The sequence below is a fragment of the Pseudomonas sp. TE31087 genome, from assembly GCF_057284075.1.
This window is the reverse complement of the sequence record NZ_JBXVNN010000001.1, coordinates 255,370-269,172: the sequence shown is the minus strand read 5'-3', so window position 1 is coordinate 269,172 and position 13,803 is coordinate 255,370. Positions and strand designations below refer to the sequence as shown.

9 protein-coding genes and 1 pseudogene are annotated in these 13,803 nt (G+C 64.4%); 4 read left to right on the top strand and 6 right to left on the bottom strand.

Annotated elements, in window-relative coordinates:
* Nucleotides 1-104 precede the first annotated feature (104 nt).
* Nucleotides 105-1,037, top strand: a complete 933-nt coding sequence (locus ACZ899_RS01135) for a siderophore-interacting protein (RefSeq protein WP_234561765.1) — start codon at nt 105-107, stop codon at nt 1,035-1,037.
* 178 nt (nt 1,038-1,215) lie between these two features.
* Here ACZ899_RS01135 and ACZ899_RS01130 read toward each other — a convergent pair whose 3' ends face one another.
* The 3 genes from ACZ899_RS01130 to ACZ899_RS01120 all read right to left on the bottom strand — a co-directional run bounded on the left by ACZ899_RS01130 (nt 1,216) and on the right by ACZ899_RS01120 (nt 4,847).
* A complete protein-coding gene (locus tag ACZ899_RS01130; protein ID WP_234561763.1) occupies nt 1,216-2,616 on the bottom strand; it encodes an aspartate aminotransferase family protein in 1,401 nt (466 codons plus the stop codon).
* A gap of 228 nt (nt 2,617-2,844) precedes the next feature.
* Nucleotides 2,845-4,167: an ATP-binding protein gene (locus ACZ899_RS01125; RefSeq protein ID WP_232856752.1), complete on the bottom strand. Its 1,323-nt coding sequence runs from the start codon at nt 4,165-4,167 to the stop codon at nt 2,845-2,847.
* Nucleotides 4,164-4,847: a response regulator gene (locus ACZ899_RS01120; RefSeq protein WP_186732878.1), complete on the bottom strand. Its 684-nt coding sequence runs from the start codon at nt 4,845-4,847 to the stop codon at nt 4,164-4,166. Before ACZ899_RS01120 ends, ACZ899_RS01125 begins: the two co-directional genes overlap by 4 nt.
* A gap of 291 nt (nt 4,848-5,138) precedes the next feature.
* Here ACZ899_RS01120 and dsbD point away from each other — a divergent pair, with 291 nt between their 5' ends.
* From dsbD to dsbG, 3 genes are read left to right on the top strand one after another with little or no spacing between them, the layout of a single operon-like run.
* Complete coding sequence (gene dsbD / locus ACZ899_RS01115) at nt 5,139-6,857, top strand: protein-disulfide reductase DsbD (RefSeq protein ID WP_234561761.1); 1,719 nt, start codon at nt 5,139-5,141, stop codon at nt 6,855-6,857.
* Nucleotides 6,857-7,687 (top strand): TlpA family protein disulfide reductase, encoded by an 831-nt coding sequence (locus tag ACZ899_RS01110; protein ID WP_234561759.1) that lies wholly within the window; start codon nt 6,857-6,859, stop codon nt 7,685-7,687. The genes dsbD and ACZ899_RS01110 overlap by 1 nt, the downstream gene beginning before the upstream one ends.
* Nucleotide 7,688: 1 nt before the next feature.
* On the top strand, nt 7,689-8,447 hold the full coding sequence (dsbG, locus tag ACZ899_RS01105) for a thiol:disulfide interchange protein DsbG (RefSeq protein ID WP_234561757.1): 759 nt from the start codon (nt 7,689-7,691) through the stop codon (nt 8,445-8,447).
* A 127-nt stretch (nt 8,448-8,574) separates the two neighbouring features.
* Here the strand turns inward: dsbG and ACZ899_RS01100 are convergent.
* From ACZ899_RS01100 to ACZ899_RS01090, 3 genes and pseudogenes are all read right to left on the bottom strand, one after another.
* Nucleotides 8,575-8,709, bottom strand: a pseudogene (locus tag ACZ899_RS01100) (IS5/IS1182 family transposase); the annotation flags it as partial.
* A gap of 86 nt (nt 8,710-8,795) precedes the next feature.
* Nucleotides 8,796-9,215, bottom strand: coding sequence for a hypothetical protein (locus ACZ899_RS01095; RefSeq protein WP_203651781.1), 420 nt, complete (start codon nt 9,213-9,215; stop codon nt 8,796-8,798).
* 11 nt (nt 9,216-9,226) lie between these two features.
* Complete coding sequence (locus ACZ899_RS01090; RefSeq protein ID WP_234561755.1) at nt 9,227-13,786, bottom strand: RHS repeat-associated core domain-containing protein; 4,560 nt, start codon at nt 13,784-13,786, stop codon at nt 9,227-9,229.
* Between the last annotated feature and the right edge of the window lie 17 nt (nt 13,787-13,803).

Below are 13,803 nucleotides of genomic sequence, written 5' to 3'. Positions count from 1 at the left end.
TTCTATCCAAGCTAGGACGTAGGCGGACCGGGGAAATTTAGCCTTCTAATTAACCAACCGGCGCGCTCGTCTGTTGGGTATCTCCCGCTGACAGAGGCATAGCCATGACCTCCCTGCTCGATCGCCTGACCCAACCGGTCAAGGCCACGCCCTACCGGGTCTTCGACCTCGACCTCAAGGCCATCGAACCCTTGAGTCCTTCGCTGAGCCGCTTCATCTTCACCGGCGAGGACGTGGCGCAGATGACCACCCTGGCCCCCGACCAACGCGTCAAGCTGCTATTCCCGACGCCCGCCGGAGCGCCGCCGAGCCTGCCCAAGCACGAGCAATGGCAACAGGCCCGGCGCGAGCTGGCAGCGCAGGACATGCCACCCATGCGCACCTACACCATTCGCGCCCTGCGCCGCGATGCCCTCGAGGTGGATGTGGACTTCGTCCTGCACGGCGTCAATGGCCCGGCCTCGGCTTGGGCCACCCACGCCCGCCCGGGTGACCGCCTGCAGATGGTCGCCCCCAACCTTGCCTATAGCGATGACCCCGGCGGCTACGAGTGGAAACCACCGCACAGTGCCCGGCGCATCCTGCTGATCGGTGATGAAACCGCCCTGCCGGCCATCGCCGGCATCCTCGAGCAGTTGGCCGCGAGCGCGCCGGAACTGCTGGTGGAGGCATTCATCGAAGTGCCGCTGGAGGCCGACTGCCTCGACCTGCGCCACAGCCCGGCCACCCGCCTGCACTGGCTGCCGCGCGACCTGCTGCGCAGCGAGCACGGCCAGGGCATGCAGCACGCCGTGCGCGAGCTGGCCAGCCTGCCGGCGGTGCGCGGTGCGTCGACGGTCGAGCTGGAGGACGTGGATATAGACGAGCGTATCCTGTGGGAACAGGCCAGCGGCGAGCATGGCGACTTCCATGCCTGGATCGCCGGGGAATCGGGGACTGTGATGGATATCCGCCGACACCTGATCAAGGAGCGCGGCTTGCCGAGGGAAAGCCTGACGCTGATGGGTTATTGGCGCGCCGGGCGTACCTTCGACTGATAGATGCGCCCTGTAGAAGATCACTTACGGAACAGAAGAGTAAGCATCACCAACGTGGGAGCGGGCTTGCCCCGCGATGCGGTTTATGCCACCGGCTTTGCCGGTGATCGCGGGGCAAGCCCGCTCCCACGCTGTTCCAGTCAAGTCAGCAAGTTACGATTTGCTCCATGGGAAGGCCTCAGCCAGCCAATACCGCCGCCGCGACGGCCTCGGCGAACCTTGCCGCCACTTCATCAATCTGCTCGGCGCTGATGATCAGCGGCGGCAGGAAGCGTACCACCGCACCATGGCGACCACCCAGTTCGAGGATCAGGCCACGGCGCAGGCATTCGCGCTGCACCTTCGGCGCCAGCTTGCGGCAGGCCGGCGGATGGCCCTGGACGTCGTGCTTGCCCGCCGGATCCACCAGCTCCACCCCCAGCATCAAGCCACGGCCACGGATGTCGCCGAGCTGCGGATAGTCCTGCTGCAACCGCTGAAGGTGCCCGCGCAGGCGCTGGCCCATGGCTTCGGCGTGCTCGCACAGGCGGTGCTCCACCAGGTACTTCATCACCGCGGAGCCTGCGGCCATGGCCATCTGGTTGCCACGGAAGGTGCCGGCATGGGCGCCCGGCGACCATTGGTCGAGCCAGTCGCGATAGACCATCACCGCCAGTGGCAGGCTGCCTCCGATGGCCTTGGACAGGGTGACCACGTCGGGCACGATGCCGGCGTGCTCGAAGGCGAACATCTTGCCGGTACGGGCGAAACCGCTCTGGATCTCGTCGACGATCAGCGCCACCCCGGCCTGCTCGGTGATCCGACGCAGCCCGCGCAGCCATTCGATATCGGCGGGAATCACGCCGCCTTCGCCCTGCACCACCTCGACGATCACCGCCGCCGGCAGCGCCACGCCGGCCTCCGGATCGCACAGCAGGTTTTCCAGGTAGTGCAGGTTGGCGCGCACGCCCGCCTCGCCACCGAGGCCGAACGGGCAGCGGTAGTCATAGGGATACGGCAGGAACTGCACGCCATTGTTCAGCAGCGCGCCGAGCGGTTTTTTCGGCCCCAGGCTGCCCATCAGGCTCAGCGCGCCCTGGGTCATGCCATGGTAGGCCCCCTGGAACGCCAGCACGGTGCTGCGCCCGGTGACCGTGCGCACCAGTTTGAGCGCCGCTTCGACCGCGTCGGTACCGGTCGGGCCGCAGAACTGGATCTTCGCCTCCCCGCGCAAACCTTCAGGCAGCAGACCGAACAGGTCCTGGACGAACTGATCCTTGACCGGCGTGGTCAGGTCCAGGGTGTGCAGCGGCAACTCATCGGCCAGCACGCGCTGGATCGCGTCGATCACCACCGGATGGTTGTGCCCCAGGGCCAGGGTACCAGCGCCGGCCAGGCAGTCGATGAACTGGCGGCCCTCGACGTCCTCGACGTACAGGCCACGGGCGCGTTTGAGCGCTAGGGGGATGCGCCGCGGGTAGCTGCGGGCGTTAGACTCCTGCTGCTGCTGGCGCAACAGCAGGGGCGAATCCTCGAATTCGTACAGGGGGCGCGGCGTGGTGGCCGGCAGCACCTGGGCAAGGCTGGAAGCGGTCGACATCGGAAAATCCCTCGCAAGCAAGCGAATGTGCCCGCCACGCGCCCTGTAACCGGATGTGTGTCGGGTTCTTATCGTTTGAAAAACGCTTCAGCGAGGTGCGGATTTAGCGGTTGTCGTGGGATTTGTTGTGAATGTACGACCTGCATCGCGGGGCAAGCCCGCTCCCACAGACTCATGCGCCAAGCTGCGTGGGAGCGGGCTTGCCCCGCGATGGGTACAACGCCGAACTCAACTCCCCGAACGCGCCGGTACCTGCAGGCTCACCCGCAAACCATCGGCCCGGCTGTCGAATCGCAGGCTGCCAGCGCAGCGCTGGACGATGGCCTGGACGATCGCCAGCCCCAGGCCGCAGCCACCGCTTTGGCCGTTACGCCAGAAACGTTCGGTCAGGTGCTCGAGATCTTCCTGGGCAATCCCCGGTCCATGATCGCGCACCAGGAAGTCCACCTGCCCGTCCTGTGCCTGTACCTCCAGTTCCACGGCGGCATCGCCGCCATGGCGCAGGGCGTTGTCCAGCAGGTTGCGCAGCGCCGCCACCGCCAACGGCGCCGGCATGCTCAGGTAGACCTTGGCCGCCGCCTCGGGCAAACGCAGGTGGATGCGCCGGTTGTCACCGCCGCCGGCGTCCTCGATGGCCTGCCGGGCGACCTGCTCGGCACTGCACTGCACGCCATCGTCGAACGACAGGCTGCCCTCGACCCGCGCCAGCATCAGCAACTGCTCCAGGGTGCGGTGCATGCGGTCGGTGCCCTGCTCGGCGTGCTCCAGCGCTTGTTCGCGCACGGCGCCATCGGTCATCCGCGCCACTTGCAGGTGGGTCTTGATAGCGGTCAGCGGGCTGCGCAGTTCGTGGGCAGCGTCGTCGGTCAGGCGGCGTTCGCGCTCGATGGTCTGGGCGATGCGCAGGAACAGCTGGTTCTGGGTGTCGAGCAGCGGTTGCAGCTCGCTGGGCAAGCCGGCCACCTGCAAGGGCTCGACGCTGTCGGCGCGACGCCTGCGCAAGGCGTCACGCATGCGATTGAGTGGTTCCAGCCCCTTGCCCAGGCCGATCCACAACAGCCCGAGGCTGCCCAGCAAGGCCATCAACACCGGCGCCGAGGCCGCCAGCAGAATCGACTGATTGAGCGCCTCGCGCTCCTGGTGACGGTCAGCGGTGGTGATGCGCACATCGCCATGGTTGTAGGTGAAGGTACGCCAGGAAGCGCCGTCGATGGTCTGGTCACGGAAGCCGCTGCGCTCGTCGTCCATGGTGCCATCGTGCTTGTGGTTGCTGGCGAGGATTTCGCCGCGCAGCGAGCTGACCTGGCAGGCCATGCCGTCCGGCACGCTGAACTGGTCGGCGGAAAAGTGCGCGTCCTGGCCCTTGGCAGTCAACGGTTGCGGCAACTGGTCGATCAGCCCCGCGACCATGCGCGCCGACGCCACCAGGCGCTGGTCGAGGGAAAACATCATCTGCTGGCGCAGGTCGCGCAGCATCCATGCCGCCGCCAGCACCCAGATGACGATGAACACACTGCCGAGAATCAGTGAAAGGCGAACCCGCAGGCTCATGACGCGCTCTCCTCCGGCGCCTGGGCCGGCCCCAGGCGGTAGCCAAGGCCGCGTACGGTCTCGACGATGCTGTTGCCCAGTTTGCGCCGCAGGTGATGGATATGCACGTTCAGCGCGTTGCTTTCGACCTCGTCGCTGAAACCGTAGACGCAGTCCTTGAGCTGTTCGCTGGACAGCACGCGCCCCGGGTTCTGCAGCAAGGCCTGAAGCAATGCCTGCTCACGGCGCGACAGGTCCACCGCCTGGCCGGCCAGGGTGGCCGCGCAACTGCTGGGGTCGTAGCGCAGCGGGCCGTGCTCGATGACATTCACCGCCCGCCCGGCCACACGACGCAGCAGGGTGTGCAGGCGCGCGGCCAGTTCGCGCAGGTCGAAGGGCTTGAGCAGGTAGTCGTCGGCGCCAGCCTGCAGGCCGTCGACCCGGTCGGTGACCGCGTCGCGTGCAGTGAGCACCAGCACCGGCAGGGTCTCGCCCTGCTGGCGCAGGCGGCGCAGCAGCTTGAGGCCGTCCTCGTCGGGTAGACCCAGGTCGAGGATCATCACGTCGAACTTCGCGGTCCCGAGCATCTGCCGGGCCTGCGAGGCGCTGGCCACCCGGTCCACGGTCAGGCCCTGGGCCGAAAGGCCGGCGCAGATGCCGCTGGCGATCAGGTCGTCGTCCTCGCAGAGCAGAACGTGCATAAGGGATCTCCTGGGTGGGGAAGCTGGCATTGCACAGGGTGGCGATTAAGGGGGGATTATGAACGGGTTTGGAGATGTTCGTCGGGCTGATAGCATCGAGGCGAACAGGGGCCAGACGCAGCCCTTGCTACGCCTGTGAGACCGAGCGCCGCGCGGGCGGCGCTCGGTCTCACAGGCACTACAACGCTCATGGCGAACACCTTGAAAGGCCTGGTCCTAAGACCAACTTAACCTTCAGTTAATAAGCCAAGGCCAGCATGGCCCTCTTCAAAGCTCTGCCAAGGCGTCGACATGCGTGTTCTCCTGCTCTTCCTGACATTCCTGCTCGCCGGCCCTCTCCAGGCCAACCCCTTTGCGGTAAAGCCGGACTTCCTGCCGGTCAACGAGGCCTTCGTCCTGACCCATGACCGCCTGGAAAACGGCCAGATGCGCCTGCATTTCCAGATCAAGGACGGTTACTACCTCTACCAGAAGCGCCTGAAGTTCGACGGCCTGCCTCCCGAGCAGCACCCGTCGCTGCCCCAGGCCGAAAACCACCATGACGAGTTCTTCGGCGACAGCGCGGTCTACCGCACCGAGCTTGAGCTATTGCTCCCGGCCAACGCCAGCGGTGAGCTGCGCCTGGGCTGGCAAGGCTGCGCCGACGCCGGCCTGTGCTACCCGCCGCAGACCACGCCAATCGCCCTGGGCGGCAGCGCTGCGCCACCCGCCGCTGCCGACCAGGCCAGCGACCAGGCCCTGGCCGGTACCCTGCAACAGGACAGCCTGGCCTGGAGCCTGCTGGCATTCTTCGGCCTGGGCCTGCTGCTGGCCTTCACCCCGTGCTCGCTGCCTATGCTGCCGATCCTCGCCGGATTGGTCATGGGCAATGGCGCCAGTGCCCGGCGCGGCTGGTGGCTGGCCGGCGTCTATGTGCTGAGCATGGCACTGGTCTACGCCGCCCTCGGCGTGATCGCCGCGCTGCTGGGCGCAAGCCTGCAGGCCTGGTTGCAACAGCCCTGGTTGCTGGGCAGCCTGGCCGGCCTGTTCGTGCTCCTGGCCCTGCCGATGTTCGGCGCCTTCGAACTGCAATTGCCGGCCGCCCTGCGCGACCGCCTGGACCGCGCCGGACAAGGCACCCGTGGCGGCAACCTGTACGGTGCGGCACTGCTGGGCGCCCTGTCGGGCCTGCTGCTGGGCCCGTGCATGACCGCGCCGCTGGCCGGCGCCCTGCTGTTCATCGCCCAGAGCGGCGACGTGCTGCAAGGCGCGCTGGTGCTGTTCACCCTCGGGCTGGGCATGGGCGTGCCCCTGCTGTTGCTGGTGACCCTGGGCAACCGCTACCTGCCACGCCCGGGTGCCTGGATGAACCTGGTCAAGGGCTTGTTCGGCTTCGTGTTCCTGGCCATGGCCCTGTACACCGTGCGTGGCCTGCTGGCGCAAACCCTGGTGCTGGCCCTGGCCGGCGCCTGGCTGATCGCCCTGGGCTGGGCCGCCTGGCCGGCCCTGCAGCGCCTGCCCGCCTTGCGCGCCATTCCCCTGCTCGGCGCCCTGTGGGGTGGCCTGCTGCTGGTGGGCGCCGCGGCAGGGGGCAACGACCTGTGGCAACCCCTGCAGCCCTTCGCCGGCAAGAGCACGGCGGCATCCTCGGCCAACGCCCACGACGCCTTCGTCACCGTGAGCGCGCCGGCCGACCTGCAACGTGAACTCGACGCTGCCAAGGCCCGAGGCCAGTGGGTGCTGGTGGACTACTATGCCGACTGGTGCGTGTCGTGCAAGGTCATGGAAAAGCAGGTGTTCGGCCGTGGCGATGTCCAGGCCAGCCTGGCCGGCGTGCACCTGCTGCGCCTGGATGTGACCGCCGACTCCCCAGCCAGCCGCGAGTTGCTGCAGCGTTACCAGGTGCCAGGCCCGCCCAGCCTGATCTGGATCGGCCCGGAAGGCGACGAGCGCCGCGCCCGCCGCATCACCGGCGAGATCGATGCCGCCGGCTTCCTGCAACACTGGGCCCAGACCAGGAGCCAAGGCTGATGCTGACCGTCACCCTCGGGCCGCTGACCATGGCCCTGAACCACCTGCTGCTGCTCGCGGCGCTGGGCATCGCCAGCCTGGTCGGCTGGCGAGTGGCCAGGCGCGGCGGCGAGAACCCGGAGTCGGCGCTGTTCAACCTGTTCTTGCTGGGATTGCTGTTCGCCCGCCTGGGCTTCGTCCTGGCCTACTGGCCGATGTACCGCGACGACCCGCTGCAGGTCATCGACATCCGCGACGGTGGCTTCCTGCTCTGGGGCGGCCTGCTGGGCATCGTCCTCGGCACCCTGTGGCAGGGCTGGCGGCGCCCCGGTCTGCGCCGCCCACTGGGCTGGGCGTTGTTCAGCGGCGCGCTGTTCTGGGGCCTCGGCAGCCTGGCCAGCCACCTCTACAGCAAGGGTACCGAACTGCCGGACATGAGCCTGCGCGACAACCGTGGCCAGGCGGTGGCCCTGCACAGTTACCGTGGACGGCCGCTGGTGATCAACATCTGGGCCACCTGGTGCCCGCCCTGCCGCCGCGAGATGCCGGTGCTGCAACAGGCCGAGGACGACTACCCCCACGTGACCTTCCTGTTCGTCAACCAGGGAGAAACCCCGGAGAACGTCAGCACCTTCATGGCCACCACCGGCCTGACCCTGTCCCACGTGCTGTTCGACGGCACCGGCGAGCTGGCCCGCAAGGTCGGCTCCATGGCCCTGCCCACCACCCTGTTCTACAACGCCGAAGGGCGGCTGGTCGGCAGCCACCTGGGCGAACTGTCGCGCGCCAGCCTGCGCCACGCCCTGGAACCCTTCGAACGCGCCGAGGCGCCCGCCCCACAAGGAAACTGACATGCGACTGAATGCGCTGCTGCCCCTGACCCTCACCTTGCTCGCCGCCCCGCTGTTGCACGCCGAAGAGCTCCCCAAGCCGATCCAGCAACTGCAGGCCAAGGGCGCCGTGATCAAGGGTAGCTTCGACGCTCCCAACGGCCTGCGCGGCTATGCCGCCGAGTACCACAACAATGGCATCGCCCTGTACCTGACGCCCGACGGCAAGCATGTGCTGGTGGGCAGCCTGTTCGACGAGCAAGGCAAAGATCTCAGCGCCGAACCACTGGAAAAACTGGTGTACGCACCGATGAGCAAGGCTGTCTGGGCGAAGATGGAAAAATCCGCCTGGATCCAGGACGGCAAGGTGGACGCACCACGCACCGTCTACCTGTTCAGCGATCCCAACTGCCCCTACTGCAACATGTTCTGGCAGCAGGCCCGGCCCTGGGTCGAGTCGGGCAAGGTGCAACTGCGACACATCATGGTCGGCATCATCCGCGAGGACAGCCCGGGCAAGTCCGCCGCGCTGCTCGCCGCCAAGGACCCTGCCAAGGCCTTGCAGGAACATGAGAAGGCCGGCAAGGCCAGCACGCTCAAGGCGCTGGACAAGGTGCCGGAAGCGGTACAGAAGAAGCTCGAGGCGAATCTGGCGCTGATGGAAGAACTGGGCCTGGCCGCAACCCCGGCGATCTTCTATCAGGATGAGCAGGGGCAGTTGCAGAACCAGCAAGGCGCGCCGCGGCCGGAGATGCTGGGGAAGATACTCGGCAAGCGTTAAACCGCAGTCTATCTGAAGGTGCAACGATAGCCTTTGGCGAATACCTCGACATGGCTGTCGTAACCAACCAGCAGATAGCGCTTCAAGCCCAGCGATCCTGACGGGTCGCAGAGCGCTTTGCGTTCGCTTAGGCACTGTACGCAAAGTCATGTCGTAGACACCGCCGCCAGCAAGCCCGCATGACCATTGCAGCAGAGCTTTCCGCCAGCTTGCAGTAGCGTGTATCCAGGCGGCGGTTCTCCTTCAGCCAACCAAACAGTCGTGGACAAGGAGTTACGGTCGCCAGGCCGGAGCCGTCCTTTTCAGGCTCATTGATACGCCCGCTTCACCCTCGACCTTGAGCGTGGCTCAATCCATCAAGGTCTCGGAAAACATAGTGTGTATACGCCGGCAGAAATCTGATTCATCGACACTGTCCGGCAACACCAATACATAGTAAAAAATTCGATTGAAGCGCAAATTGATATCGTAGGGTTCGAAATCCGAATCACCTTCAAACTCGAATAGCGTAGCGATCCCGTTCAACGCTGCTGGCTTTGCCTCAACGCCAAAGCACCCCTCGCCCGTCGCCCCCAGGTTGTAACCTTGCTCAAGGTGGGCCTTCAGCATCCCCTCATCTTTATAGAAAAGAACAAACTCCTCTCCCCGAATGCACTCCTGCTGTGACTGAAACCCCAGACGTGCTGCTTTTTCCATCAATGCCGCGAGCCCCAGTTCCAGCGACGTATCGGTATAGAAGCCATACATGACACCCGACCAATCAGCCATCCCACTGTCTCCTATAGCTTGCATCCGGAAGCACCGTGACTGACATCAGCACGAAGTCTTCTATTAGCGTCCCGGAGCTGAATATCTTCTTGTATGTAGAGCCTTAGATAAGCATTCTGCCGATCCACTTTTTTAACTTTCCCGCTATCAACTTCAAATGAAACAAAATGGGTACTTTTCTCTTTGGTCAGCCCCATTTTACCTCTTACATTGGTGCTCTCCATTTCCTCAGGCGTTAGTGTCGTCACGTAGACACCTTTGGGCTTGCCTTGAATAGCGCCTCGCCCCCTGGCGCCAGGGTCACTTTGATTAATCACGCCTGTCCCCATGATTCCCTTATAACCTTCCTTGCTCGTGTAATGATAAACACGCACCACCTCCAAGCCTAACGGATCGATCCATGACAGAGGATTGGGCGCATATTGATAGAGGTTGATCCCACCCCTCAAGCCTATCGGGTCTTGCTGGGTAAATCGCCCGATATCCGGGTCATAAAATCTGAATGTGTTGTAGTGCAGCCCAGTTTCCCGATCCAGATACTGCCCCTGAAAACGCACATTCTGCCGACTGACCTGCTCCGGCGCATGCCATTCCTCGCAGTTGTTGCCCCATACCTGGTGCTGCCCTTGCCAGGCAGTTATCCCGTGTTCGTCGGTCAGTTGCTCTACCAGGCCGACCAGATTCGAATGGAAGTGGAAAACCTGCTCATGCCCAGGCACCCCATCTACCCTGGCCAGCGGCTCATGTCCCGCCGCGTCTGCGTACAGATAGAGACTCGGTTTGCCGTCCTGAACTTCTCGCAACAGACGCAGGCCTTGCCACTGAAACTCGGTTCGACTGACCGGCGCGTCCAGGTCGTCACGGTAGACTCGTTTGTCGATGCGCCTGCCCAAGGGGTCGTAAGCAAACTCGATCCGTTCGCGAAGCGGCCCACGCCGCTGGCGGATACAGACCAGCCGATGCTCTGCATCGTATTCAAAGCGCTGGAGCAGACGATTGCCGGAGCGCTTCTCCTCGAGCCGACCAAAGCGGTCGTAGCGATAGCGTCTATCTTGGAACACCTTGACCCGGTTGTGCCGTACCCGACCGTTGACCTGATATCCCTCCAGCAGGTTGCCGGCAAGGTCGTAGCCAAAGTGCTCGACCATCGGCTGTTGCTGAGGCAACTGGCGTGACGCGCCATGGATTCGCTCGGTGGGCCCGTAGTCATAACCAATGCGCCCCTGGTAGCTGCCACGCCCACCGGCACCGGCCTGGAAACGACCGACCAGATGCTCAAGCTCCACCCCCAGCCCGCTACCAGCGCGCTGGGTCTGGGTCAGTACCTCGCCGACAAGGTTGTCCGCCGCATCGTACTCATAGTCCTTCTGCAGCAAGGGCATGCGGGTGCGCTCGCCATCCTGATATTCCACAGCCTTGCGCAGCAGGCGCCGCGTACTGTCATAACGGGTTCTGGTAAGCAATGCACCCTGGCTGCGCAAGACCTCGTCGTGTAACGCATCGCGCTCGAAGTCGCTGATCACCCGCCCGTCGAGATTGATCTGGTGCAGATGTCCGCTGCCATAGCACAGGTAGTTGATCCGGCGGGAGTCAGGCAGCGTCAAGGTCTGCAAGTTACCTAGGGGATCATAGGTGTAACCGAGTTGCCCTGGACCCTGGCTTTCGCTCAGCAATCGCCCCATGGCGTCGTAGGTGAAGTCCAACTGCTGGACCTGCCCACTACGGTGAGTGAAATGGATCGCCAGCAGATTGTCAGCAGCATCGTAGCGGTAGGTCGTCTCGCCATCGTCGGTCCGCTTGCACAGCAGACGACCGACCGCATCGTGTTCATGGTGGTGAACCTGTGCAAACACTTCGGGCTCATCCGGGCTGCCCGGCAACACGGGCTCCGCTTCGCGGCATGGATGCACGGTGCGTTGGGTGATCGCATCCAGGGCATCATAAAGCAGACTGAAACCGCCACCATCGAGGTTACGCTGACCAACCAACCGGTCTAGCGCATCCCACTGGAAGCGATAGTGCTCGCCGTTCTCGTTTTCCAACTGCTGCAAGCGGCCGTAGGCATCCCAGTGCAACCGCACAGTGTGCCCCAGTGCATCAGTACGCTGCAGCAGCCGACCGCTGCCGTCATATTGCCATTGGGTCATGCGCTGCGCTGGGTCGACATGGCGGGCCAACTGACCGGCAGCATCGATCTGATAGTGCTCGACCCGGCCATCGGCCAATTCGCGCTGCTGCAGATGGCCACGCACATTGAAACGATAGCGCGTGGCGCCGCCCTCGGCATTGTGCACCTCGCTCAGGTGCCCACGCAGGTCGTAACGATAGTGAGTCTGTTGCCCCGAGCAATCGCGTGAGGCAGTCAGCTGGCCACGCCCGTTCCACTTGAACGAACGTTCCTTGCCTATGGCATCGACAATACGCACCATACGTCCCTGACGATCGTGGTCGTAACGTGTCAGTTGCCCGAGCGGATCGACCTCGGACAACAGGTTGCCCCGAGCATCATAGGTATAACGACGCTCATGCCCTGCTCCGTCGACGATACGGGTGGGCAAGGCCCAATGTTCGGTGTAACCGATGCTTTCACGACGCCCCAACGGGTCGGCAGTGGCAACCACGCGCCCGAGCGCATCGTAGCTATAGGACCACTCGCCACCTTGTGGATCGAGGGTGCGCCGCAACAGGCCATCGACATAGTCGTGCCGCCAGCAATATCCCAGCGCATCGATGTAGGTGTGGACCTCGTTCAGCGCGCCCCAGTGATAGTGCTCCTCACGCCCCAGGCCATCGATGACCTGGGTATGGCCATGCTCCAGGTCATAGATGAAGCGATAGTCCTCGCCGTCGCTGCCCCAGTGCCGAACCACGCGCCATTCATGCTCGGGCTGTAGCTCCAACAGCGCGGGCATGGCGTAAGGCGTGCCATCCAGACTGCACGGTTGGCGCGCCGGCGGTGGCGTGAAGCGGGCCCACTCGTAGTACCGCGTAGCCCCCATGGGCAGCGTATGGCTGGCCAGCAACCCTTGGTCGGTGTAGGTAAACTGCCTCAGCAATTGCCCTTCGGCATCGGCGACAACCTCCAATTGCCCTGCCGAGGTGTAGCGATACTGCACCAGGCATTCGCGCTGCTCGACGGCAAAGGCCCGACCGGCCCGCAAGTACAATCTGTGTATCTCGGCTACCCGGCGCGGTTGCCCGTCGGCAAAGCGCAGTTCGATGAAGATCCGGGCCGAGCTGTCGCCGAGGAACTGCAATCGGCCTTGTTCGTCGTAGAACAGCTCCAGGCAATTGAGGTTACGATCACCGACCTTGACCAGGCGCGACCGCCGACTGTCCAATGGATCGGTATGGAACACCTGGTACAACCCGCTGTTGATGTCCTCGACGATGGTGAAGCCGTTGTCCTGATGAAAAAACGCCAGGCCATCGAGAATGCTGACGAAGGCACTGCCGACCTGCAGACGCCCGAGCTCCAGCCTGGCGCCCTCATCATCGACGTAGATCCACAACTCGCCCCCCTCAGGGTGCGCGACACGCTCCAGGCGCACTTCGTAGGGCACACTCCAACCTATGCCGAACAGGCCATCGCTACGTCGGTCGTTGCTGTCATAGCGCCGCGCCCAAGTGATCGGGACCAGCGCCGCGAGTTTGAAATCCACATCCTCGGGGCCATCCTGGAATTTGCTGCCCATGGCTGGAGCCACCGGGTTGCCCACCCCGCAGCGGCGACCCTTGAGCATGCCCCGGCGACTGATGAGCATCCCGGCAATCAGACCAATGATTTTCGCCGCAGCGCTCTTGCCGTCGTGGATGTCGCGCACGGTGGTGGTGCCGCCACCGATGCGCACATTGGGCGAATAGGTCATGCCGATCGGCCCGTCGCAGGTGGTCTTGTCTCCGACCCGCGCTGCCGGCTGGCCATTGATGAACACCTTGTCCGAGCCTTGGGCAACGAACTGTTCGGGCATTGGAGGATGCTTGCTGCAGACCGCCTTGTCCTCGGGCTTGGGAATCGATCCGGGCGCGGCCGGCGTGGTCACCGGCGGGTTGAAGATGCTGTTGATCTCCTGCGCCAAGCCGATCACCGGCAATACCATCGAGGCGCCGACCATGGCGTAGGCCCCGATGTTTTCGAGGATCGACGGTTCATCGGCTGGGCCCGGCGCCTCGACCGGGCCACCACTCACCCCGGCGGCGCGCGCCGCGAGGATGCCGTTGATGCGGGTATTGTGCGAGCCACTGCTGATCGAGCCGTACGGCTCGGGCGGAAACAGCGAATTGCCGACCCAGTTGCTGAAGTCGCTGATATGGTCGCCAATGCTCTTGTCTTCACCGGCCGGCAGCATGGCGGCAGCACTGACCATGACCCCGGCGATCAACGGCGTGAGCACGGCGGCGGCACCGCCGGTACCGACCACCGCGACCACCGCGCCACCAATGGCGGCACCGACCGCGGCGACCGCCGCCGCATAGACGGCGGCCTCGACCAGGCCACTGACCAGCTCGGCCATCAGCGGGGGATGAAGTATGAGATCGCCCATGCGGGCGGCATGCAGGCTATCGTCCATGAAACCCGTGAAATCCT